Source organism: Vibrio sp. WZ-1 (assembly GCF_052037695.1).
Taxonomy (GTDB): domain Bacteria; phylum Pseudomonadota; class Gammaproteobacteria; order Enterobacterales; family Vibrionaceae; genus Vibrio.
In genome coordinates, this window is sequence record NZ_JBQEQR010000081.1 from 132,977 (window position 1) to 158,450 (window position 25,474).

The 25,474-nt window shown below is 45.7% G+C and carries 15 protein-coding genes and 2 pseudogenes; 10 read left to right on the top strand and 7 right to left on the bottom strand.

Annotated elements, in window-relative coordinates; genetic code table 11:
• Positions 1 to 2: 2 nt before the first annotated feature.
• Positions 3 to 362: a DUF6559 family protein gene (locus ACTS60_RS18720; RefSeq protein WP_440889473.1), complete on the bottom strand. Its 360-nt coding sequence runs from the start codon at positions 360 to 362 to the stop codon at positions 3 to 5.
• Positions 363 to 475: 113 nt separating this feature from the next.
• Between ACTS60_RS18720 and ACTS60_RS18725 the strand changes: the two genes are divergently transcribed.
• From ACTS60_RS18725 to ACTS60_RS18750, 6 genes are all read left to right on the top strand, one after another.
• The gene (locus ACTS60_RS18725) at positions 476 to 1,357 is read left to right on the top strand and encodes a LysR family transcriptional regulator (protein WP_440889474.1); all 882 of its coding nucleotides are present in this window, start codon (positions 476 to 478) and stop codon (positions 1,355 to 1,357) included.
• Between the two features lie 103 nt (positions 1,358 to 1,460).
• Positions 1,461 to 2,543 carry an efflux RND transporter periplasmic adaptor subunit gene (locus ACTS60_RS18730; protein WP_440889475.1) on the top strand — a complete coding sequence of 361 codons (1,083 nt, stop codon included), beginning with the start codon at positions 1,461 to 1,463 and terminating at the stop codon, positions 2,541 to 2,543.
• Positions 2,544 to 2,552: 9 nt separating this feature from the next.
• Positions 2,553 to 5,609 carry an efflux RND transporter permease subunit gene (locus ACTS60_RS18735; RefSeq protein ID WP_440889476.1) on the top strand — a complete coding sequence of 1,019 codons (3,057 nt, stop codon included), beginning with the start codon at positions 2,553 to 2,555 and terminating at the stop codon, positions 5,607 to 5,609.
• A 2-nt stretch (positions 5,610 to 5,611) separates the two neighbouring features.
• Complete coding sequence (locus ACTS60_RS18740) at positions 5,612 to 7,102, top strand: efflux transporter outer membrane subunit (protein WP_440889477.1); 1,491 nt, start codon at positions 5,612 to 5,614, stop codon at positions 7,100 to 7,102.
• Positions 7,103 to 7,309: 207 nt separating this feature from the next.
• Positions 7,310 to 8,536, top strand: a complete 1,227-nt coding sequence (gene gltS, locus ACTS60_RS18745) for a sodium/glutamate symporter (protein WP_440889478.1) — start codon at positions 7,310 to 7,312, stop codon at positions 8,534 to 8,536.
• Between the two features lie 148 nt (positions 8,537 to 8,684).
• Positions 8,685 to 8,939 (top strand): hypothetical protein, encoded by a 255-nt coding sequence (locus ACTS60_RS18750; RefSeq protein ID WP_440889479.1) that lies wholly within the window; start codon positions 8,685 to 8,687, stop codon positions 8,937 to 8,939.
• Between the two features lie 767 nt (positions 8,940 to 9,706).
• On the opposite strand, the gene ACTS60_RS18755 is transcribed toward ACTS60_RS18750, so the two are convergent.
• On the bottom strand, positions 9,707 to 12,115 hold the full coding sequence (locus ACTS60_RS18755; protein ID WP_440889480.1) for a beta-mannosidase: 2,409 nt from the start codon (positions 12,113 to 12,115) through the stop codon (positions 9,707 to 9,709).
• Positions 12,116 to 12,407: 292 nt separating this feature from the next.
• Between ACTS60_RS18755 and ACTS60_RS18760 the strand changes: the two genes are divergently transcribed.
• Positions 12,408 to 13,991: a BCCT family transporter gene (locus ACTS60_RS18760; RefSeq protein ID WP_440889481.1), complete on the top strand. Its 1,584-nt coding sequence runs from the start codon at positions 12,408 to 12,410 to the stop codon at positions 13,989 to 13,991.
• Positions 13,992 to 14,095: 104 nt separating this feature from the next.
• Here ACTS60_RS18760 and ACTS60_RS18765 read toward each other — a convergent pair whose 3' ends face one another.
• From ACTS60_RS18765 to ACTS60_RS18785, 5 genes and pseudogenes are all read right to left on the bottom strand, one after another.
• A complete protein-coding gene (locus ACTS60_RS18765) occupies positions 14,096 to 15,697 on the bottom strand; it encodes a long-chain fatty acid--CoA ligase (RefSeq protein WP_440889482.1) in 1,602 nt (533 codons plus the stop codon).
• A 204-nt stretch (positions 15,698 to 15,901) separates the two neighbouring features.
• Positions 15,902 to 16,544 (bottom strand): annotated as a pseudogene (locus ACTS60_RS18770) (IS5 family transposase).
• Between the two features lie 163 nt (positions 16,545 to 16,707).
• Positions 16,708 to 18,153 carry a hypothetical protein gene (locus tag ACTS60_RS18775; protein WP_440889605.1) on the bottom strand — a complete coding sequence of 482 codons (1,446 nt, stop codon included), beginning with the start codon at positions 18,151 to 18,153 and terminating at the stop codon, positions 16,708 to 16,710.
• Between the two features lie 25 nt (positions 18,154 to 18,178).
• A complete protein-coding gene (locus tag ACTS60_RS18780; RefSeq protein ID WP_440889483.1) occupies positions 18,179 to 18,769 on the bottom strand; it encodes a chromosome partitioning protein ParA in 591 nt (196 codons plus the stop codon).
• Positions 18,770 to 18,895: 126 nt separating this feature from the next.
• A pseudogene (locus ACTS60_RS18785) lies at positions 18,896 to 18,946 on the bottom strand (hypothetical protein); the annotation flags it as partial.
• Positions 18,947 to 19,795: 849 nt separating this feature from the next.
• Between ACTS60_RS18785 and ACTS60_RS18790 the strand changes: the two are divergent.
• Genes ACTS60_RS18790 through ACTS60_RS18800 form a run of 3 tightly spaced genes read left to right on the top strand, consistent with a single transcriptional unit; the run spans position 19,796 to position 24,865 of the window.
• Positions 19,796 to 20,452: a TetR/AcrR family transcriptional regulator gene (locus tag ACTS60_RS18790; protein ID WP_038882837.1), complete on the top strand. Its 657-nt coding sequence runs from the start codon at positions 19,796 to 19,798 to the stop codon at positions 20,450 to 20,452.
• The gene (locus ACTS60_RS18795; protein WP_440889484.1) at positions 20,439 to 21,767 is read left to right on the top strand and encodes an efflux RND transporter periplasmic adaptor subunit; all 1,329 of its coding nucleotides are present in this window, start codon (positions 20,439 to 20,441) and stop codon (positions 21,765 to 21,767) included. The genes ACTS60_RS18790 and ACTS60_RS18795 overlap by 14 nt, the downstream gene beginning before the upstream one ends.
• Positions 21,764 to 24,865, top strand: a complete 3,102-nt coding sequence (locus ACTS60_RS18800; protein ID WP_440889485.1) for an efflux RND transporter permease subunit — start codon at positions 21,764 to 21,766, stop codon at positions 24,863 to 24,865. Before ACTS60_RS18795 ends, ACTS60_RS18800 begins: the two co-directional genes overlap by 4 nt.
• Positions 24,866 to 25,474 lie beyond the last annotated feature (609 nt).

Sequence of the window (25,474 nt, forward strand, 5' to 3'; positions counted from 1 at the left end):
GTTTAGTATCGGCTATTCATTCCGAATCGGTGTGACATATCATCATCCATACGTCCACCTTTCCAGCCGCCGGAGCCTAGTAGATTCAATACATCTTGTGCATTGTAGTCACCACCGTCGAAGAAATCGTTGGCAACATCAGCACGCAGAGACTGAATTTGAGTATTTTCTTCCACGTTAAGTTCTTCAGGATTAGCATAAAGCGCTAAAGCGATTTGTTGTTGGCGCTTGCTCAACTCGCTTGTGCTGCTTTGCACTTGTCCGATAGAGAAATACTCGCGGCTGCCATAGCCCTTAATTAATCGGGCGGAGAGCAGCTTTATGACCTTCTTAATTCGACGACGTTGAATGACTCTAAGCACATTAATACCCTATTCTTCTTTTATCAAAATTGACGTTATATTTTGTGCATAACGTTGTGATGCTTTAGAGTGTCACGGTTTAGTACAGTGTTCAATAAGCATGGAGTGCCAGAGTGAAAATCGACGATCTCAAACTATTCATCAAGGTGGTGGAGTTAGGTAGCTTTACCGCCGCAGCCAATGCGTTGGATTTACCTCGTGCGAATGTCAGCCGACGAATCGGCGATTTAGAGCAATCCCTTGGTGCTCAGCTTTTCCATCGCACCACGCGCAGTTTATCGCTGACCAACAACGGCGAAGCCTATTATGAGAACCTACAAAAAGCGCTGACGATGCTCGACTCGGCGAACGAACAAGTTAGCAACGACACCAACGAGGTTCGTGGTCGTATCAAGCTTGGATTGCTACCAGAAACTGACGAACTGGTTCGTCCAATTTTGTTCGATTTCCATGACCAATACCCTCATGTTGAGTTAGATATTCGCAACATCAACAACGGCTTTCATGACATGTTCCAGCAAGGGCTAGACATCGCTTTTCATGGCGGTGCTTTGTTTGATTCCGATATCGTCGCACGCAAGTTACTGACGCTCGACCGCTGCTTAGTCGCTTCCCCAAGTTACCTGCAAGCCCACGGTACGCCGGAGACTCTCGAACAACTAACCGAGCATAAATGCGTGTGTTTTCGCTGGCCAAATGGTGACATCGATAATGTATGGCACTTTCAAGAACAAAGCGTACGGCTCAACCCGAAGCTTATCTCCAATAACATCGGCTTTATTAAGCATGCCACAATCTTAGATCGCGGCATTACATTTATGCCTAAGTTATTGGTGCAAAGAGAACTGGAAGCTGGCAGTTTAGTGCAGCTATTGTCACAGTATTCAGTAACAGAAGAGTCGGGCTGGCTGCTTTACCCTCAACCTAAAACCCTCAGCCAAGCAAGTAGACTACTTATTGAACACCTAATTCAAGAAATACCAAAACTTGTTTAGCCCAAAGCATTGTCTCGCTTTATGAGACAGTGAGTCACAACGTTGAGTAATTATCTGAACGACGTTCGATTGTATGATGGCACCAAATTTATGGAGCCAACGTATGAATCGTCTATTCAAAATCACCACTTTGAGTGCTGCGACATTTGCCCTATTGGGTTGCAATCAAAGTCAAGCCACTCTAGAAAAGCCAAAATCTTCACGCCCGATTCAAGTGGTCGAGGTTTCTGCTGAAAACGCTGCATTGAACAAATCTTTCAGCGGCATTGTTCAAGCTAAAGAGAGCGCATCTCTTTCTTTCCGTGTCCCTGGCACCGTTGAGAGTGTTTTGGTAAAGAAAGGCGATCATGTCGAGAAGGGAGAGATCATTGCTACGCTTGACCCTCACGATTACCAAGTTTCTTTGGAAGAACTGCAAGCGCGAATGTTGGAAGCAAAGTCCGCACATAAACTTGCAAAGGCTGAGCTAAAACGCGTGAAACAAGCGACGGCAGACGACGCGATTGCCAGCGTTAATTTAGATCGTGCCATCAGCGGTTATGAACGCAGCTTGTCCGCAGTGAAAGTGGTCGAGAAAAATATCCAACGCGCGGAAGACGCTCTGGCATACACCACACTACGGGCACCATTCACTGGCACCATTGGTGAAATTCGCATTGATTCATTTGAGCAAACTCTGCCAGGAGTGAGTGTTGCTACCATCCAACAAGATGGTCAATGGGAAGTCGATATCGACGTGCCTGAAAACATGATTCGCCAGTTCAGTCTTGGTCAGTCTGCAGCACTTTCTTGGTATGCTTCGGAATACGCTTATGACGCGAAAGTGACTGAAATTGCGCCGAAAAAGCATCTACTCAAACAAACATATCCTGTCACCCTAGCGATCGACTCGCTTTCTACTGAGTTATTCAATGGCAAAGCAGTGACAGTGACGACTTCATTCCAACCTAACCAATCTAGCCATTGCTTCCCGTACTCTGCAATTTTGGGCGAGAAGAAAACGCTTCACGTTAACGTCGTGCGCGATGCGGTTGTCCATACCGAGCCAGTGAGTTTGGAATCCATCGATGCTCATCAAGCTTGCGTGTCTGGCACTTTCCGCCAAGGTGACTATGTCGTGATCAGCGGAACGCATTACCTCAAACCTGGCGACAACACGCCAAACCTAACCATCAAAACGCTATAGGTCTGAACCATGCTCAATTTAGCTGAATTCGCGATTAGGCAGCGTACTTTCGTGCTGTTTTTCATCGCCTTAAGTGTGGTGGCGGGTATCTACTCTTACTTCGATTTGGGTAAGTTAGAAGACCCAAGTTTCACCGTAAAAACAGCAGTAGTCGTCACCTTGTATCCGGGGGCGTCAGCCCAAGAGGTTGAACACCAAGTTACAGATACCATTGAAACCAAGCTGCAGGAAATGGCCGAGCTGAACCGCTTACGTTCATTGTCTCGCCCGGGCATGTCGATAGTATTTGTCGACTTAAAGGAAAGCCTCAACTCCAAGGCATTGCCTCAACAGTGGGATTTGCTGCGCCGCAAAGTCGATGACGTGAAGCTACAACTACCTTCCACTGCACAAATAAGTATTGTGCAAGATGAATTCTCTGAAGTATACGGCATGCTTTTCTCTATCCACAGTAACGATGCTGCTCCAGAAGAACTACGCCGTTACGCAGAGGAGCTTCAACGCCAAATTAAGGCGGTAAAAGGCATCAAAAAGATCGAACTTCACGGTGTACAGCCACGTGTCGTACATATCGATATGCCTGATGAGCGTTTAGCACAATACGGCTTATCTGTTGCACAAGTGTGGAACCAGCTCAGCACACAAAACATGACCTTTGAAGCGGGCAAATTCGATGCTGGGACAGAGCGTATTCGCGTCACACAAACCAGTGAGTTTCAATCATTAGACGATATTCGAAACTTGGTGATCAAAGGTGGCGTAAGTGAACTAGGAACTGGTTTGATTCGCTTAGGCGACATTGCTGACGTATCTATGGGCTATCAAACGCCGGCGCTGACAGAAAGCCGATTTAACGGTGAAGCTGCGGTGACGCTAGCTGTGAGTCCAGTAGAGGGCATTAATGTAGTGTCATTGGGCGATACCATTCGTGACATTATCCATAACTACGAGCAGACGCTTCCGCTTGGTGTAGATGTTTCTACCGTGGCTTACCAGCCTGAAGAAGTACAAAAAGCGATTGATAACTTTGTCGGCAACCTGCTGGAAAGTGTCGCCATTGTATTTGTCGTGCTATTGGTCTTCATGGGCTTTAAGAGTGCGACGATTGTTGGTTCTAGCTTGCTGCTAACTATCTTACTCACACTGATTTACATGAACATCGCAGGCATTGACTTACACCGCGTTTCGTTAGGCACCTTCATCCTTGCTCTGGGCATGTTGGTGGACAATGCCATCGTGATCACTGACATGATGATTGTAAAGCTGAGCAAAGGTATGGAACGCACTCGTGCTGCTATTGATTCGGTCAAGGAAACGGCGGTACCACTGCTTGGTGCGACCATTATCGCCATCATGGGGGCAAGCCCTGTATTGTTCTCCAAAACTGACTCTGCCGAGTTCGCAAGTTCGGTATTCTACATTGTTGCTTCATCGTTACTACTGTCTTGGTTGGTCGCGATGACCTTTACCGTGCTGATGTGTTGGATGTTCATCAAACCAACACCTGTCGATGAAGACGCAAAGCCAAGCCGCTACAAGCAGTTGGTGTTTTGGACAGTTGATAACCCAATGAAAGCACTGACAGCATTGATTCCCCTGCTTTTAGTGACTGCCGTGGCCGTGCCTTACGTGGCGGTGAACTTTATCCCGCAATCTGATCGCCCTATCGTGTTCCTTGATTACTGGCTACCGAATGGTGCCAAGATTGAACAGACCTCAGCGGACATGCGCAAAGTTGAAGAGTGGCTGATCAAGCAACCTGAAGTAGAAAGTATTTCTAGTTACATGGGCGCAAGTGCACCTCGATTCTCGGTCACTGTAGAACCAGAGCCGTTTGATCCTGCATATGGCCAGATCTTGATTAATACCAAAGACTACACAGGCATCAACAAGCTCGTTGAACGTGGAGACAAATGGTTGCAAAACCAGTTCCCAGATGCAGAGCCACGCTTTAGAGCACTAAAACTGGCGACGTCAGACAAGTACGCGGTAGAAGCTCGCTTCTCCGGTCCAGATGAAGTGGTATTGCACCAGTTGGCGGATCAAGCTAAAGCCATCTTAGCTACTCACCCAGATGCAAAGTACGTTCGTGATGACTGGCGTCAAGAAAGCAAGGTGCTTCAACCTATCATCAACCAAGACAAGATGCGTCAAGCTGGCATTAACCGTGCGGACATCGCCTTTGCTTTAAAGCGCGCCTCTGATGGCATGCCACTAGGTCAGATGAACCTCAATGATGAGCTGATTCCGATTCAGCTGCGTGCCACGTCTCAAAACATGGCCTCGCTAGAAACCCTGCCAGTGCGTTCGCTGCTTGGCATGCACAGTGTGCCTCTCGGGCAAGTGGTTGACGGCTTTGAACTCGTAACGGAAGAGAGCATGATTTGGCGTCGAGACCGAGTCAAAACCATCACTGCACAAGCGGGTGTAGCGCGTCACTCGACGCCAGCAACGGTAAGAAATGCTGTCAAAGAACAGATTGAAGCGATTCACCTTCCTGCGGGTTACAGCATGGAATGGGGTGGCGAGTTCTACGACGAGCACAAAGCGGTCACAGATATCTTCAAGCAGCTACCGAAAGCAATGTTGATCATGGTGATCATTTTGGTGGCGATGTTTAACGGCTTTAAACAGCCAATCATCATCTTTGCGACTTTGCCATTAGCCGCGACGGGCGCCACCTTTGCGCTACTTGGTTTTGATAAACCATTTGGTTTCATGGCGTTAATCGGTGCAGTAACACTTACGGGGATGATCATTAAAAACGGCATTGTACTGATGGATCAAATCGAGCTTGAACGAGCAAATGGGCGCCCGTTGGCAGATGCCATCAAAGAAGCAACCGTTAACCGCACCATGGCGATATCGATGGGTGCTTTGACAACGGCTCTTGGCATGATCCCTTTGCTGTCGGACCTACTGTTCGACCAAATGGCCGCAACTATTATCGGCGGGTTAGCAGCGGCAACCGTATTGTCACTGTTCATCATGCCTGCGCTTTATCGCTTGGCATACAAAGACAAACCACAAACGACCCAAACAGACGCTGAAATGAAGGAGGCGTAATCATGAAAAAATTCGTTATTGCGCCACTAGTATTGGCAATGAGTTTATCTGGTTGTGCGGTTGGTCCAGATTACCAAGCACCGACCACCAGCATGGCAGAGACCTATCTGCATGTTGAGCAAGGTGGTGTTAGCCAAAACAGTGAGAAGGAAACCTTTTGGTGGACAGAGTTTAATGACCCAACACTGAATGATTTAGTTCTCGATATGCAAAGCCAAAACATCCCGCTCAAGGTAGCGGCAGAGCGTATCAAGATGGCTGACAGCTACAAAACCGTCGTAGAGTCATTCAAAGTGCCGACCATCAATGTAGGTGCAGGTTACTTCAATTACCAATTAAGTAAGAACGACTCCCTGCTTGGTCCTGCGCTCAATCCTATTGGCGACTCGGCAGCAGGCTTACCACCGCAGATTGGCAACACGACACTGTTGGACAACCAGCATGACGGCGTATTCGCAGGGGCGAGCATCGCATGGGAATTGGACTTATTTGGTCGTATTGACCGCCAGTCCAATGCTGCAAAAATTCGAGTTGAGCAAGCAGAGATCTATCAAAGCGGACTGACGACTTTGCTCACCGCAGACTTGATTCATAACTACTTGCAGTATCAAGGGGCAACCGAGCGTCTCGACTTAGCCAAATCGAACCTTGAAGACCAACAGAAAACCATGGCGTTGGTCGAGAAGGTGGTTCGCAGTGGTTATGGCTCTGAGCTCGATTTAGCCCAAGCTAAGGCAACGTTGGCAGCGATGGAATCGATTATCCCGCAACTGGAAATCGCACAGCAAGTTCATAAACATCGCATCGCGGTACTAATTGGTGAGCCGCTGTCGAAAGTCGAGACCAGACTTGCAGACACTCAGGGAGTGCCAGCGATGCAGAACATGGTACCAGTGGGATTACCTTCTGACTTGTTACAACGTCGTCCTGATATTCGTATTGCAGAACGTGAAATGGCAGCCATCAATGAAGAACTCGCGGCAAGTATCGCCAATCAATATCCGAAGTTCTTCCTAACGGGAGCGCCGGGCGTGTCCGCTTCTAGCTTTGATGATCTATTCAGCAGTGATTCTTTCGGTTGGGTTGGTGCGGCTGGTATCAGTTGGAATGTCTTCGATGGTGGTCGCGGCGATGCGCTTGAAGAGCTCAACCAAGCTCGTTTTGATGCAGCAACGCTGACTTACCAACATGCCGTAGATTCGGCCTTTTCCGAAGTAGATTCAACCTTGTTTGCTTATGGCAGAAGTCAAGAAAACCAGCGTCGAATTGATGATGCACTGGTAGCCACAGACAAAGCCGTGAGTAAAGCCAAGTCGCTCTACCGTGCTGGGTTGATTGACCACTTGTCAGTGCTCGATGCTCAGCGTCAACAACGCATGATGCAAGACAGACAGGTCGCGGCCAAGTTGCAAACAGCTCAAGTCACGGTTGCGCTCTACAAGTCGCTTGGTGGTGATTGGGAGTTGGAAAAAACGACAATTCAACAAAATTAAATGAACAGTTTTTGATTTTGGGGAGCGAGTTACGAATTCATAGGGGACCAAGAATTCAACCGCTCCCCTTTTTTATCCATAGCAATCCGACTAAGTTCAAATTCGTCGCTATGTAACTGGATGAAATGCAAACATGTCAGTATGTTTAAAAGATGAGCATACGGATTGATTTTCATATCGTGTGTATTCACCTCAACAGGAGTGATTATGAATTTTGTCGACGGCGTATTACAAGTCGAATCTTTTCTCGCGGTGACCCTTGGGATCGTCGTTTTATTTTTGGGCAGGCGCTTAACTCAGGCAAGCTCATTTCTCAAAGAGTTTAGCATTCCAGAACCTGTATCCGGAGGCATTTTGGTCTCTGTGCTATTCACTATTCTCCACTACGTCACTCAGATAGATGTACAGTTCGATCTAGCAACTCGTGACTTACTTTTGGTTTACTTCTTTACCACTATCGGCATCAACGCCAGTCTGCAAGACTTGTTCAAAGGTGGTAAGCCTTTATTGATTCTGCTTTCGGTGACCATCGGCTATATGCTAGTTCAGAACCTAACAGGTATTGGTATTGCCACCATGCTTGGACAACCAGAAGCAGTCGGCTTGTTAAGTGGTACTGTATCGTTAATTGGTGGCCATGGAACAGCCATAGCTTGGTCACCAAGAATTGCTGAGATCTTCGATCTTAATACCGCAATGGAAATCGGTATTGCCAGCGCAACATTTGGTCTAATTTTAGCAAGTTTAATGGGTGGCCCAATTGCTAAATACCTGATTAACAAACACAACCTTAAGCCAGAAAAAGTCGAAGAAATGGATGTGGGTACCGCGCAAGATGAGCCTCAACCATCCATCAGTGCTTATGACTTCTTAGATGCCATGCTTGCGATTCATGTTTGTATCATATTGGGTGCGATTTTGAATGAAGGAGTCAACAGCTTAGGATTGGAGTTGCCACTATTTGTGTCTTGTTTGTTTGCGGGTATTTTGATTTCCAACCTGATCCCTGCATCGTACCCTCGTCTAACAGGCACTCGCTGGCCGGCACGAAAACCTGCTGTTGCACTCATTGCGGACATGGCTTTGGGAGCCTTCCTTGCGATGTCACTAATGAGTATGCAGTTATGGGCGTTAGTCGACCTCGCAGGCCCTATTTTTATTATTCTTGGTGCACAATTTTTGGTGGCAATCTGCATCGCAATCTTCGTTGTGTTCCCATTGATGGGGAAAAACTACGACGCAGCGGTAGTATGTTCCGGTTTTGGCGGCATTTCTCTTGGCTCCACACCAACCGCCATGGCAAACATGTCGGCAGTCGCGCAAAAGTACGGTAACTCACACCAAGCGTTTATCATCGTGCCTTTAGTGTGTGCATTCTTTATCGACTTAGCGAACGCACTCATTATTCCTTACTTCATTAAATGGATTGGCTAATTAAAACGCTAAACGGTTAAAAAGAGGCCGCTTTGGTGGTCTCTTACCTAATCCGAATAAATATCACTACCACCTTGCCCCTAACTCAGTTGTATAATAGCTATTCTGAAATATTTTGTTACGTACTCGAACACCTTTGAGAAAACACATGAACAGCAGCAAATGGGCAGGCCTCGTGGTTGGCACGCTCTTTCTAATCGGCACTCTTATTCTATTCGGTTCTACTGTGCATTCGGCATGGTACAAAATTCCGTTGGAAGCTGTGAATGGCATTGCCTTCACCCTAGCTTTTGGGTTGGGTTTAAATCACGTCTTTGCCTATATTTCTGCTTTTATCACCCTAGCAGCCCTTTTCTATATTGGATACGCCATCGGGTCTCGTATTTTCCACAAGATAAGATAAGCACCTCCCCCATATATCTACACCTAACTAAAGATAGTGGCTTTAAAACAGCCGCCATCTCCTTCCTAAAGACACTCGGGGCCTTGTTCAAGGCTACATTGGTATCTGAATAGCCGCTCACTTTTTCAATAAGCATATTGAGATCGAGCCATTTTCCCGAAAACCGAATAGTTTTATGCAACTTCGAACAATAAAATGGTTTATAAAAACGGCGGTTTGTATCGAGTAATTCTATAAAGGTCGGTGTAGTGTGCTTGGGAAAATGAAGTGTTAATACAAACCTTTGGCTACCCTTAAAGATAGAATTCCCAGCGTATTTTCTTGTTTCATTGGAAAAAAACAAACATCGATACCAGATAAAAATCGACCTCTACTTCGCCTTCGTTGCTCCTCAGAGATGTTTGTATGGAAAGAACTTCCTTAGATAGGGTATTTGCGTTTTACTATGTTTGCTTAACGAGCTTGGGGATTGTTGTTACCTTAGTGGTGAGTGTTTATAGGAATGAACCGACTATAACTTACATTCCTTACCTGCTATCAGCATTTCTCTGCAGCTTGTATATTTGGTTTGGGCGAGCCTTGAACATCTCCCCGAATCAAAAGCTAATCATCATAGCTCTAATTTTTGGCTACTCGATTTGGTTCTATATCGATTCCATCAAGTCGGCAATGAGTTCATGCAGCCTAGAATTCGAAACCGTGAATATATTTAAAAATGTATGATAAGGGGCGCGACACTGCGCCCCTTATTTGGTTCTGAATCAACGCTATTGCATTAGATGGTAGACGCGTAGCGATTCCGCCATCATTGCTAAATCTTCACCAAAGAACTCCACGGTGACAGGTTGGTTCGCCAATAGCGTGATGCTTGAGTCGTCAAAGCGTCCAGCTGTATCACATTCAAGATGAACAAAGAACGCTGGCTTATCGGCAACGAGCGTGACTTTGTTAGCTTCAATCGTTACGTCAATCTTGGCGCTTTCCATTGGCAATGTTTTTAGCTCGTGAGTACTAAACCAAGTGTTGGTGATTCTCTCTTGCCTTACTTGCCCGTCTACGTAGAAGAAACCCGATTTCAATTCAGATGAATCAAATGCCTCATCCAACTGCCAAACAACGGTGTTGCTGTCATTGGAAACGGTGCGCTCTAACGACCAAGTTTGTTTCACTTCACCTTGCCAGCTCACCCAATTCAATTGCGCACTGACACCAACTGATTCTTTGGCGTCATTTAACAAGTGAAGACTCAACTTGCCAGTATGCTCCGAGAACACCAAGTACTGCGGCGCAAAGAAGCGTTTCGCATGGTAATGCAATTGCTTCCAACGGCCGCTGTACTCCAAGCTAGACCATGAACTCACTGGCCAATTATCGTTTAATTGCCAGTACAACATGCCACGACATACTGGAGAGATCGCGCGCCAATGGTCACAAGCGGTTTTGATTGCCATCGCCTGTTGCACTTGGCTGAGGTACAACATTTGTTCAAAGCCGGAAGGGAAACGGAAGTAGCGAGTAAACATCTCTGTGATGATGCTGTTACCGCGTGGGTTCTTTTGGTGCTGCTCAAACGTTGGTGAGGTAACATTCCAGTCCTGCTCTGGTACGAACTGTTTTGCTTCAGCAAACGAAGGCCAAGATTGGAAACCGAACTCGGAACAGAATCGTGGGTTGATGTTTAGATAAGCATTAAACGATTTTCCTGAGTGCCAAACATCCCAGAAATGCATGTCGCCTTTACTGTCATCGTGCCACGCATCGCCAAAATCCAGCTCGCCGTTACAAGGCGAGCTTGGCCAAAATCGACGTGAATCGTCCTGCTGACCAATGACTTGTTCGATCATTCGATTCAGACGATCGTAGTTCACCGTATATTTGACTTTGTTGTGCTTGGATTCGTCGTACCAACCAATTGCACCAATCACTTCGTTATCACCACACCACAGCGCAATGGAAGGATGCTCTTTTAGACGCGGGATTTGGAATCGCAACTCTTGTTCCACATCTTTTAAGAAATCATCATCAGATGGATACAGCGAGCAAGCGAACATCATGTCTTGCCAAACCAACAGACCCAATTCATCACAAAGGTTGTAGAAAGTTTCGCTCTCATATTGGCCGCCACCCCAGACACGAATCATGTTCATATTGGCATCGACAGCACTTTGCAATAACGCACGATAGCGGCTTTCACACTCACGCCCTGGCATAGCGTCCACCGGAATCCAGTTTGCGCCTTTGGCATTGATTGGTGTGCCGTTGACAACAAACTCCATCGCCGAACCATGCTCATCAGCTTGGTTATTTAAGCTCAACTCTCTCAGACCAATCTTGCGTGATAGCGATTGATCACCACAAGATACTGTCATTGGGTAAAGGTAAGCTTCACCATAGCCCGCAGGCCACCAGCGTTTTGGCTCGGTAATATGGAACTGGCAGTGATAGTGACCACTTCCTTCGGTTTGAATCGATTGGCGCTGACCATCAAATTCAATCGTGATTTCATGAGGTTGAGTATCGGTTTCTACTTCGGTTAATACATCAACTAGCACGCTACCATCAGCTTGCCATTGTTGCTCTGTAGAGAATCCTTTGAGCCACACATCGTTTATTACATCAATTTGAATCAGGTCATAAATGCCAGACACCATCAAACAAATGCCCCAGTCCCATCCCGAGTGACATTGTGTTTTGCGAATCAAGTTCATGTGCGGGATCTGGTTGTTCCCCATCGCCGAAGGAATAGGGAATGGTAATTTCTTCGCACGTTCTAGCCCTTCTATATCCACACGGGCAAACTCAACTCGAATCGTGTTAGTGCCTTGTTTTAAGTAAGGTTTGATATCAATACGTTGCTGGGCAAACATGTTGCTGCTAGTTAGTGCTTGCTCACCATTGATATAAAAGTTCGCTAAGGTGTCTACACGGGTGAGCGTCATCCACACTTGTTTGGCAGAGAGCACAGAACCATCGACATCAAACTCGCGTGAAATGTGCCAATCGCAAGTTTCAATCCAACGAACTTTCGCTTCATTATCAGCAAAATAGGGATTCGGGATGAGCTCTGCTTGCAATAATGCGGATACATTGTCACCGGGCAAAGTCATAGGAATATCGATATCTGGACGATGTGGCGAGGTAAGCTGCCACGTCCCGTTGAGTTCGATTTGAGCCATAGGGTAAGACCTTTAATTTTTATTAGAACAGGTTGGCTCAATGTAATCCTGAGGTGTCCTTACAAGAATAAGGGAAATGTCATTTACGTATGAAATGCGGCGCACTTCACGCAAATAATCTCATTCCATAAATCAGTTATTTACTTTAGAGATCGACAATTAATCGCGCTCTGCGGTTATATTGAGGTTCTCAACGTGCTAGTATCAGCGGCTTTTTGATCATCCTCACACTTTTCGAGCTATTGGTGTGAGGGAAATGCACGGCTTCCGAGCCCTAAAAAGCGAAGTAATTATGTCAAATATGACGAACGCCGCCTCTCATGCTCCTATTCAGGAGGCAGACTATTCTGCGATCCATCCTCCTTCCCTTCTAAAGCGCCTTGAACTCACTAACCCAGTATTCTGGCTAAGTGGTAGCTTCCTCACCGTGTTTGTATTACTTGCTCTGACGAATACAGACTCTCTGACCGCAATGGTTAACGCAGGCTTCGGGTTTGCGACTCAATACTTCGGTGCCTTCTGGCAAGTATTACTCCTTCTGAATTTCCTTATTGGTTTGGCTATTGCGCTAGGTCGTACGGGTTACGTGCGCTTGGGTGGTTTAGCGAGACCAGATATCGATACCTTTAAATGGTTGTCGATCGTACTTTGTACCCTACTCGCGGGGGGCGGTGTTTTCTGGGCTGCAGCTGAGCCTATCGCGCACTTTGTTTCTGCGCCACCGCTATATGGTGAAGCTTCACCAAAAGCTTCTGCAATCAATGCACTTTCTCAGTCTTTCATGCACTGGGGCTTCCTTGCTTGGGCAATCTTAGGTTGTCTTTCTTCTGTGGTTTTGATGCACCTTCACTACGATAAGGGCTTACCACTTAAACCACGTACTCTGCTATACCCTGTGTTTGGCGACAAAGCGATCAACGGTTGGATTGGTGACGTGGCTGACGCCTGCAGCATTATCGCCGTAGCCGCTGGTACTATTGGTCCAATTGGCTTCTTAGGTCTGCAGATCAGTTACGCGTTGAACTCTCTATTCGGTTTGCCAGATACCTTCATCACTCAAAGCATGGTGATTGTGGCTGCAATTCTAATGTACACCTTGTCAGCGCTAAGCGGCGTGAGCAAAGGCATCCAGCTTGTGAGCCGTTACAACATCATTTTGTCTGTAGCTCTGATCGGTTACATCCTGTTCTTCGGCCCAACCAGCTTTATTGTTGATGGTTATGTACAGGGTATTGGCCGCATGGTGGACAACTTCTTCCCGATGGCGCTTTACCGTGGCGACACAGAATGGCTAAGTTGGTGGACCGTGTTCTTCTGGGGCTGGTTTATTGGTTACGGCCCGATGATGGCAATCTTCATCGCGCGTATCTCACGCGGCCGTACTATTCGTCAGTTGATCCTGTCTATCAGCATCGCTGCGCCTTTGATTACCTGCTTCTGGTTCAGTATTGTTGGCGGTAGTGGTCTGGCATTCGAGCTAGAAAACCCAGGTTTGATTTCATCCGCATTTGAAGGCTTTAACCTGCCAGCGGTTCTGCTTGCAATTACTTCTGAGCTGCCTTTCCCAATGGTGATTTCGGTATTGTTCTTGATCCTGACTACGACCTTCATCGTAACAACCGGTGACTCGATGACGTACACCATCAGTGTGGTAATGACAGGTTCTACTGAACCCAATGCCGTGATTCGCTCATTCTGGGGCTTAATGATGGGTATCGTGGCTATTGCGCTTATCTCGATGGGCTCAGGCGGTATCTCTGCATTGCAGTCTTTCATCGTGATTACTGCCGTGCCAGTGTCTTTCATACTACTACCAAGCATTTGGAAAGCGCCAAGCATCGCCAACCACATGGCAAGAGAGCAAGGCTTGGTTTAACTACGTAACCCAAGTCTTTCTCTCAATTAGATAAGAAAACGGCCCCGACACATAACCTGTGTCGGGGCCGAATATTATGGATTAGATTCGAAAAGCTTCACTACTTACAAATGAAGTTTACGTAACTCTTTCTTATCCACTTTACCTACGCTAGTCTTGGCGATCTCATCCACCAGTTTCACTTTGAGTAGTAGTGCTTCTCTGGCAAGAATGCCTTTCGTGATAAAGTCTTTCGCAAAGCCTAATAGCTCTTTCTCTGTCACTTCAGCATCTTCTTTCAACGTAACCAACGCTAGTGGCACCTCGCCCCACTTATCATGAGGCATACCTATCACAGCGACTTCAGACACTGCTTGGTGCTGATGCAGAATGTCCTCTAGTTCTAGAGAGCTTACCCACTCACCAGAAATCTTAATCATGTCTTTTACGCGGTCAGTGATCTTGATAAAGCCTTCATTATCGATATGCGCGACATCGCCCGTATGCAGATAGCCACCACGCCACAATGCTTTAGAGTTCTTGTTATCTTTGTAGTAGCTTGGCGTGAGCCAAGGTGCACGAACAACAATTTCCCCTGCGGTTTCACCATCGTGAGGAAGCCTGTTCATCTCATCATCGACAATATGAGCTTCCACCAGCGCGACTTTCTTACCAGTCTTAGAGCGGTATTCCGCTTGCTGATCGAGGTCAAGTTCAAGCTGTTCTGGAGTAAGTTGAACAATAGACAAAATTGGTCCTGTTTCGCTCATACCATAACCCGCAAACACGTCGATATCGCGTTCAAGGGCTGATTTACACAATGCTTTTGGCAGTGCAGCACCACCAATCACAACTTTCCAACCCGAGAAATCAATAGACTTGGATTTTGGCGAGCTCAATAGCAGATGCAGGATGGTTGGCACACAGTGCGAGAATGTCACCTTCTCCTGCTCAATCAAGTTAAGCAGAACATCAGGTACATACTTGCCCGGGTAAACCTGTTTAACACCAAGCATGGTTGCCATGTACGGAAGTCCCCATGCGTGAACGTGGAACATTGGCGTAATCGGCATATAAATATCGCCTTGATGCAATCGACCTTGCGACGCATTGGTGCCGATTGTGCTCAGTATGCCAAGTGTATGCAGAACTAGCTGGCGATGAGTAAAGAACACGCCTTTAGGGAAGCCTGTCGTTCCCGTTGTATAGAAGGTCGTGGCTACGGTGTTTTCATCAAAATCTGGGAAGTTGTATTCGGTACTTTCTTGCTCAAGCAGACGCTCATACTCACACTCATCATTATCACGTAAAACGACGTAACGCGTGACCGTATCAATGCGGCCTTTGATCTGATCCAGAATTGGCAGAAACTCTTCGTTAATAAGGAGAATGTCATCTTCCGCATGGTCGATAGTGTAAAGGATCTGTTCTGGAGACAAGCGCACGTTGATCATGTGCAGCTTGGCACCAATCATTGGGATAGCAAAGTAGCATTCAAGATAACGGTGAGAGTCATAATCCATGACCGCTACCGTATCACCTTTCTTCACACCCATTTTGGTCAGCGCGTTAGCAAACTGTTTCACACGGTCATGAAACGTTTTGTAGCTGTGACGACGGTGGTTCGCATAGACGATTTCTTGCTCGGGGTTGAAAGCAACTGGGGAAAACAGCAAGTTTTTAATTAACAACTGATAATTGGATGGATCATTTACATACTGGTTCATATCGGGGTTTCTTTTTGTATTTTTCTTAACGTTCGCTTTGCGAGTGACTCTATTATCGCTCAAAAGCGTGACTGTATTCAGTACACAAGAATGAGATTAGATTCGAAAGTTCTATTGTAGCTCTCTAACGCCAACTCAGAAATGCTTCATCCCTAATCATTGAAACTCAGTTTTGTGATAGTCCGAGAAAGTGCAACGAAACTGTCACAGTTTGTCGTTAGCATACCTCACACACTCATAAGCCTTGCCAACCTGAGCATTGTAATTTCTTAAGCTTAATGTCCCTCCAAGTAGTTTCTTCAATCGGAACATCGCTGTCTCTGAGAGAGAGAACGTTTATGGTAACCGTACTTCTTTTTCCAATGCTCATTTGAACCATAGAGTTTCTGACACCCAACTGCTAGATTGCGAGGATGACCTCGCTCCCAGAAGACGGCACCTTCCCTCGGCGGAATGAGCGGAGCGGCTCGCTTGATGCGAATGGTTTTGTAGCGCGACCTTGCGTCATAAGCACCATCGCCAGATATCTCTGCGATTTTTCGTCAAGTCTGTTTGAGCAAATTAGGCAACACTTCACCGTCGCTCACATTCGATAAACTGAACTCAGCAGCAAGATTTCATACGTTTCGGTATCGACCGCTAAATGCAACTTTCTCCAGAAACAGCGCTTCCCGTCAATACCATGCTTTCTGACTTTCCACTCGCCCTCACCGTAGACCTTTAGCCCTGTCGCATCAATGGCTAAGTCACTAAACAAGCGAGGTCTTCCGCGGTTGCCCTATTTGATTTGCTTCCATAGCTTAATGGCTTCTTCATCAATCCAAATTGTCAGTGAGCCGCGATTAATTAAAGCTGGGTTATAGTGTTTCCAGCTGGTTGTCTAGTAGCGAGGCTTGGTCATTGGTCTAAGTGTTTGAGTGAACTTAGCTGATCAGATCGTGGGCTACTGATTTAGTTCCCTGATTTAGGAAACAAAGCCGTAGTTACACAGAATTATTTACAGGTTCCCTTTAATCAGTGGTTGGCAGGACAATCGTGTGAGAGGAAAGCTCATATTTTTTTTCTAAGTTTTGCTTTTCGATGAAACTCTTCTCTTCCGGTAAACAGGAGCTTGTTGCCATTAAGTCGAGGAAAATACCTTGATAACTCCACCCTTTACGACGCAACTTACTCACTGATTGCTCTCCACTTTGTAGCTTTCTTCCGTACCTATCTCTGACTGTCACAGTAACTTTTGTATTTTCCGGCTGCTCATTATATCCGTACCATATTAATGCCTGGGATTTTTCACCCAGTATAAATGGGTCATCGTTTGGGATATCTGAGCATTGAACAACGGTAAACGTTTGGTTTTCTCTGTCTTTCTTGTCGTGTTGGTGAGATAAGTATTTCAAGCCTGCAACCGGTTTGAGTTTATAGTTGTAGTTGGCAGAATCATATTCAAAGTACGAGTCATCGTAATGTGGATACATAGCCTTTTCAAACCAATCCCCACTTGGATTATCGACAAATTTAATCTCTGGTGCAGCGTGACTTTCGACAAAAGAAGGCGTGTATTGATAGGTCACTTCAAAAAGATGCTCTTCCATGTCTGGGTTGGTCAGTGAATCAAACGCTCGTCCCACGGATTTCTTGATTTTGCTAATCGAGTCAGGATGAGTTAGATAGATTTCAATTAAACCGTGCCCTGCAATATCTGCCGTACTCGGTGCTATAACGGTATTTGGTACAGGGACAGAGCCGATTCCTGTTAGTTGCAAGCCATTAATAACAAGGTCAGACGTTGATAAAATATAGTCACTATCGGGGGTTAATGTTGGCGAGGCCGGCGCAATATGAACCACGTGAATATTATCAGCGTCGTATCCTAATTGAGAAACAACATACTTGTAAGATTGGTTCACCCATAAGTTTCCTTGCGAGTGAGCAATATAAATTAGCTTTTTGCCTTTCCATGTATTGGAATCATTGATGAGTTTATGCTGCATCTGAGTTTTTTCAGTATCAGGTGAATCAATCGAAGCACTCAAGAGTTGTAAAAACTCACGAATCATCGTATTCATACCTTGGCTGACAAGATCAGAAACAAACCCTTTAAACCATGAAAAAGTCGCGCTAATTTTTTGGATAATGGAACTGTCCTGACGTCCGCTAACAATTTCCCAAAACGCTTCCCATCGGTCAAATTGCTTTTGACCCAACTCTAGTGTTCTTTGGTCAAAAGTTTCAGCAAAATCAGCTAAAACATTCAACCCGTTACTTTCAATGTAAGAGTCATTATAGAACAGTTGGTATTCAACGGGCTCACCGTTGAACTGTTCGATACCAAGAGTCGACTCTATTTTGTACTTCCCCTCCTTAGCCGAGTCTCGCGATGTAGCGACACCATTAAAAAAACTTATTGTGTATCCTTCAATATCACAGGAGTTCGCACTAACATGCACGGGAAGCACCATGCAAAGTAAAAAGGCATTTGTTAGCTTATTCACAGTACTTTTCCTCAGCTGGAAGCGATGTACTGACTGCACCATCTTGCAAATGATTGTAAGCCAGATAAGCCATAGTTCTGGCTTTTGTATTGTATGTTAATGCTCTGATTGTTTTAGAAGTTTCGATTAAATCATCTACTGGGATACCCACAAAATCTTTGCAAGCGATGACTTTATCGTATTCGTCACCAATCGCCATGGCTTTGTCAATATTAGCCTCAGTCTTCTCACTCCAATCATGATATAGATTCTTTTGAGAGTAACGCGCGTTTTGCTTAAGCGCACTGCGCACCGGCTCTGACACTTCTAACGCATTGATGAATGCCTCAATATCGTCGCGTATTCCGTCCTTGTTTTCATCACGACCAGTCAGGGCGTCGCTTCTATCTAATGTGTAATCAAATTTTCGATACAGCAGAGCAAATTGGTCATCAATTGTAGGCTGAGCTTTAAGTTCTTCAACAAGCTTCGGTGTTTTTTTAAAACTCTGATGTTGGTGATTGTGATTTGGCTCTGAAGGCGTGGTGTTTTGCTGGTTACAGCCAGAGAGTACAAGCAGAGCGAGTAGCGATATTTTTTTCATATGCATAATCCATGTTTTTTATGGATATTACCTTTGCAGTTTATTGCTATGCCAATTGTTTTTTATTATGGAATGGATGAGCTACAACCCTCACCAATTCTTATCAAAGTCCATTTTAGGCGCAAATTATTGAGATCCTAATTGCTTTTTCAACCATAGATATCGTGCAGGGAAACGGCATTGAGCAAACTCCTGATTTGTTCGATTGGCGTCGCTTGCGTATTTTCATCCAAGCAGATCACTCAATAAACTGTTTTTCAAGCAAGCTGCCGTCTTTTTTACAATTTAGCAACGTGAATGATTACGCAGCACACTTTTGGATTCACGTGATCTTCAGGCACAAAGAAAAACGCATCCGACTCAATCAAACTTCCTCCCCTTTGAAAGTGCAGGAGCTTTAGCCATTGAGGGGGGACTGTTTGTTCGACAATTGCAGCCTTTTGGCTATCGATAGATGACAAAGGTTTAAGCATGGGGTCTAGTAAACTGCAATTATAAAAAGAAAAGGAGCGCTTTCTCTGTTTGAGTAAACCCTACATTGTTTGTATCTTGAATCATTTTGCCGAAATCCTGACGAGTTCCATTAACGATTTCTGGGCGTACTGAGTCACTCAAAGATATCTAACATCGCCATCATATTGTTCACCACTGCCCTAAACTGTAACCTGCTCGATTAGCGGGTAAGTGTCATTTATAAATTTTTCTGCAGCCCAAAATGGGCCAGCACAGATTTCAGGCGTAGAAACATGTGAAGTTGTCGCCGTCGTTCCTAAATCCCAAACAATGTTGGTAGTTAGTGCTGGGAATCCTTTCAGAGTTGGGCCTGCGATCCAGTGACATATATGGCAACAAGCCCCAACCCCTCATATGCACACAGCATCATATAAAAAGTATCATTCGTAATGTACCGTTTACTTTCTTAGTTGAAATTAATCACTTGATTAAATACTGATTAATTTTTCGCATGTCGCATGAGAAATCAGCGTCTTATAATTAATCAAATGTTGAATATTTTGAGAGAAGATTGTGACGGAAGCTCATCGCAGGGCGGGAAGACCCACAGACAAAATCGATGCGCGGGAAAAACTCATTTTCCATGCGCGCGAACTCTTCACCATTATGGCTTATGACAAGGTGTCAACTCGCTTAGTCGCACAGAAAGCAGGCGTGAATGTAGCGATGATTCGCTACTACTTCGGCAACAAAGAAGGCTTGTTTGAGACCATGTTGCGCGAAACCCTGTCGCCAATGCAAAAACAGATGCAAGCACTGGTAGCTGACAGCAACGAGCGAAACTTCTTCGATTTAATGCGGACTTACTACCGCGAAATGATCAAGGTGCCACAGTTTCCACGCTTGATTGCCCAAGTCATGCACATGCCCCCCTCCGAGACTCAACGTAAATTACTCGAGAAAGTCTTCGCTGATATCAGCCAGCCAATGCAAGGCGTTCTCTTTGATAAGTTAGTCGAAAGCGGCGTTTTACGAAAAGACGCTGACCCTCAACTTTGTCGCGTCTCTTATATCAGCTTAATGGTATTTCCTTTTATGGCACCACCTGCACTCCTAGCCATTCACGGTATCGAACTCTCAGAAGCCTTCTTGAACCGATTATTCGAACACAACATACAACTGATGAAACATGGATTTTTAGACTCGGGCGACCAATATGAAAATGAATAAAAAATTGCTTTTCTTTCCTGCCCTTGCTGTTGGGGTCGTCATTCTGTTTTTGGCTATTAGCCTTAAGCCTGACTTGCCCGTAAAACCAGCGAGTGATCGTGCAAGATTGGTTGAAACCATCCCGCTGGAACTTAAAGCCATTGCTCCTATCGCTATCGGTTTTGGCAAAATTGCACCGAAAGTCGAGTGGAAAGCGATAGCAGAAGTAACGGGTAAAGTAGTTTACCGCCACCCGCAACTGGAAAAAGGACAAGTGCTGCAAGCAGGAACGGAAATCTTGCGCATCGATCCACTCGATTACGAGTTAAAATTGGTTCAAGCTCTAGCCGATCTCAAATCTGCCCAAACTTCTCTGGCTAAGCTGAACCAAGAAGAAGCGAATCTCAAAAGCACACTCAAGATAGAGGCCAATCGTCTGGTTATCGCCAATAAAGAGTTGGACCGAAAACAAAACCTACGCAAGAAAGGCCTAACTTCCCAATCAGATGTAGACCAACAAGAACAAAGCGCACTCTCTCAACGCAAGGTAGTACTGGATATTGAAAACCAAATCGGATTAATGCCAGATGAAAAGCGCGTCGCTGAAGCCTTAGTAAAGGTTAATGCATCAAAAGTGGATGAGGCCAAACGCTCGCTCGACAAAACCATCATCACTCTGCCTTACGATCTGCGTATTGCTGAAGTAGAAATTGAACAAAACCAAGTGGTCAATCTCCAACAAACCATGGTGACCGGGCATGGCATTGATGTCATGGAAGTTGAGGCTCAACTGTCCATTCATGACATGCAAACCTTGGCAGCGAGTATCGGTGAGTTTGTTCGCGACGAGTCCGGTATTCCACAGCCTGATATGAATGCGATTCACGCTAACATTGAACTCAACAGCGGTAATCTTTCTGCAAGCTGGCCTGCTAAAGTTGCACGCATCAGTGAAACCGTCGATCCAAGCCAAGCAACTGCTGGTGTGATTCTAGAGATTGAACAAGACTACCGAGCATTGAACCCAACCTCTGTTCCCCCACTGGTTAACGGCATGTTTGTTCGAGCCTTGATTGAGGGACAAGAAAACCCGAGTTGGGTCATACCGGAGCGTGCGCTTCATGGCGATAATATTTACCTGATGGGCGATGATAATCGTCTGCAAGTCGTGACGGTTGAAGTGCTATACCGCCGCAATAACCAAGTGGTGATTGATGGTGAACTTGAGCAAGGTCAGAAGCTGATCATCAACGATTTGCTGCCTGCTATTAACGGCATGCTATTGAAAGAATCACCTGAACAGTCAGAAGCCACTATTGAGGAGTCTGATTCATGATCCGATTCTTCGCCAAGCACCCAACAGCAGCCAATTTGCTGATGCTAACGCTGCTGATATTGGGGATTTCTTCACTTTCCACGATTAAGCGGGAAACCTTTCCTGAGTTTGATCCGCCCTACATCCTAGCTGGTGTGGTATACCCTGGCGCTTCCCCTCAAGAAGTCGAAGAGAGTATCTGTGTCCGAATGGAAGATGCGGTTGATGGCCTTGCTAACATTGAAGAAACTCAGTGTGAAGCAATTGAGGGCTCAGCACGTCTTATCTTAAAACTGAATGAAGAAGCCGACATCGGCCGTATGCTGGTCGACGTTCAAACGCAGATCAACTCGATAAACGATTTCCCACAAGAAATTGAGTCTCCGGTGGTTCAAGAGCTCGACTGGAATGAGCCTGTTGTGGATGTCGCCATCACCGCAGATACCACATGGCCGGAGTTAAAAGCGTATGCTGAACAGCTTAAGCGCACGTTAAAGCTCGACTATGACGTATCTTTAGTTGACGTGGCCGGCTTCTCAGACCACCAATTCAGAGTAGAGTTAGACACTCAAGCCATTCGCCAACTTGGCTTGAGTGTTGGTGATATTGCTGAGCAGATTGGTCGTCAAAACGTCAAGTTACCAAGTGGTAATGTAGAAACGCCAGATAAGAACTTTCTAATCCGCTTTGATGAGCGTCGTGTTACGCCTGAGGAACTTGAGACTATCGTCGTTGGCTCTGGACCAAATGGTTCTATCATTCGCCTAAGCGACATTGCGACGATTACCGATCGATTTGAATTGGACGAACAGAAAGTCCTCTTCGATGGTCACCCTTCTGCCCTACTAAAAGTCAGCAAAAACAAAGAAGACGATGCACTGCGTATCAAGGAACGTGTTGCTCAATTTGTCGAAGAACAACAAGCCATCGCGCCAGACGGTGTGATGCTACAAATGACCAATGACCTTTCATCCGTGCTTTGGGATCGCCTGACCATGATGGTCAAAAACGGTTGGCAAGGTATCATTCTGGTTTTCGCCACCATGTGGTTGTTCTTTAGTTTTCGCTACTCTTTTTGGGTCGCGGCTGGTTTGCCAGTTGCCTTCTTAGGTGGTTTATTTTTGATGGCACAACTTGGCCTGTCCATCAACATCATGTCTTTGGTTGGGCTACTCATGGCCATCGGTATCATGATGGATGATGCCATCGTTATTGCCGAATCGATCGCCGCTCACCTCGACCGAGGAGAAGAGATCGATGATGCCGTGATTAAAGGGGTGAAAAAGGTACTGCCGGGGGTAATTTCTTCCTTCCTAACCACAGTCTGTATCTTCGGTAGCTTGTTATTCCTGCAAGGAGAAATGGGGGCGGTACTTAAAGCGGTTCCTCAAGTTCTGATCCTCGTATTGAGTTTAAGTTTGGTGGAAGCCTTCTTGATCTTACCTAACCACCTTTCTCACTCACTGCATAAGCAAAAACAAGAGAAGACGACACCAAAGTTCAAACAAAAGCTGCTCGCTTCTTTTGAAAACTTCCGCAACACCACATTGGTCAATTCGGTAGATAAAGTAGTTGAATATCGCTATGCCTTTATGGGAGGTGTAATTACCTTGCTTCTTATCTCCGCCGCAACGTTAGTAGGTGGTTTGCTCAAGTTCCAACCTTTCCCTGAGTTGGATGGCGACATTGCAGAAGCGCGCATTATTCTTCCTCCGGGTTCTTCTCTATCTCAAACGGAAGCTGTCGTCGATAAGATCGTCGCTTCCGCTCAAAAGCTAGATAAAGAATGGACAGAGAAAGTGGAAGACGGCAATCCATTGGTTCTGCACATCACCAGTCAATTCAATGCTAACGCCGACGCAAATGAGTCTGGCCCACATATTGCCACGGTACGTCTGGATTTGCTTGGCGCAGAGAGTCGTAACACACTCATCGATGAATTTATCGATGCATGGCGCGAAGACATTGGTGAACTTGCAGATCCTATCTCGTTGGTATTTAAACAACCGACCATGGGGCCGGGTGGACGAGCTATTGAGATTCGAGCGAAGCATGATGACCTGGATGCGCTCAAAGCGGCTTCTATCGACATTCAGCAATACTTGAATGAGTTTGACGGTGTGCATGGCGTGTTGGATGACATGCGTATGGGTAAAGAAGAAGTCTTGGTTAAACTGCGTCCGGGGGCGGAAGCTTATGGGATTAACGGCCAGCTCATCGCTAATCAATTACGTGCGGCTTTCTTTGGCCAAACCGCAGACGAAATCCAAGTTGGGGTAGAAAACATTTCTATTGAAGTTCGCCTTGATAAAGCACAAGCCGGTGACTTACAGCAATTGGCAAACTTCCCAATTATCTTGTCCGATGGCAGTCAAATTCCACTCGCGACCATTGCGACTTTGGATTTCCAACGTAATTACGTCCGAATCCAGCGCATTGATGGCTTGCGTACAGTGAGCGTATTTGGCGACATCGACAACACGAAAGCCAACTCAACCGCCATCATTCGTCAATTCCAACAAGATGAAGCGCCTAAGCTTATGCAAAAGTATCCCGGTCTTCGCTTCGATTTTGAAGGCGAAGCCAAAGATACTGCTGAAACTGGCACCTCGATGGGCAAAGGCTTCTTACTTGGTTTGTTTGGCGTGTTTGCGATTCTGAGTTATCAATTCCGCAGTTACTTAGAGCCGTTCGTAGTGATGCTCGCAATCCCGCTTGCCTTTATTGGCGTAGTGTGGGGACACATTCTGCTTGGCCACTCTTTAAGCATGCCGAGTATGATGGGCTTTGTGTCATTGGCAGGGATTGTGGTGAACGATTCAATTCTGTTGGTTCAGTACATACGCCATCATGTGGATGAAGGGGATAATGTTCACGACTCGGTAGTCAAAGCAAGTCGAGAGCGTTTTCGCGCCGTATTCCTTACATCGATGACTACTGCTGCTGGTTTGCTCCCACTACTCACAGAAACCAGTTTGCAGGCACAGGTTATCCAACCTCTGGTGATCTCCATCGTGTTTGGTATCTTTGCTTCTACTCTGTTAGTCCTGTTTATGATCCCAGCGGCGTATGCCATTTTGGCCGACTTCGGATTGGTCCATAAGCACGAAAAAATCTAAAACGACGAATAAGTTTCCTTATCAAAGTGGACGAGAGCGGCTTCGGCCGCTCTTTTTTGTTTGCGGTAAAAGCGTTAAATACCACACAAACACTTAACAAACTCATGGTTATTATGTGGCATTAAGTGCAAATATGAACAATTGAGAATGCAGTATGTCGAGTTTTATATAACCAATTCAAATGACAGGTAAGGAATTTATGATGAGTTTTATTATCAAAAGCGGCATTTGGCACAGTAAAAATACACACAAACAACACATTCACAATCTGGACTAACGATAATGAAATCATTGATTGAAGAATTAACATTTTAACAATGATTACAACAATGTTAACTTTAGCCCCGTTGGTCGCACTGGTGGTAAGCCTCTCACCAAGCCTATTGTCAGTATGATATGGACGTTCGACCACCTCCAAAATGAATAGACACCAATTTGGTGCCCTTTTTTCGCCCGTGAAGGTATTCTTCGCGGGCTTTTTTCTATCTGCCATATTTTCTCTTAACCTTTACCCCAGCTTCTAGCTAAACTTCTTCAATTAGCAGGCATAAAAAAGCCAACCCAATTGATAGGTTGGCAAACAGAGCAACAAGGTTGACGCAGACTGCT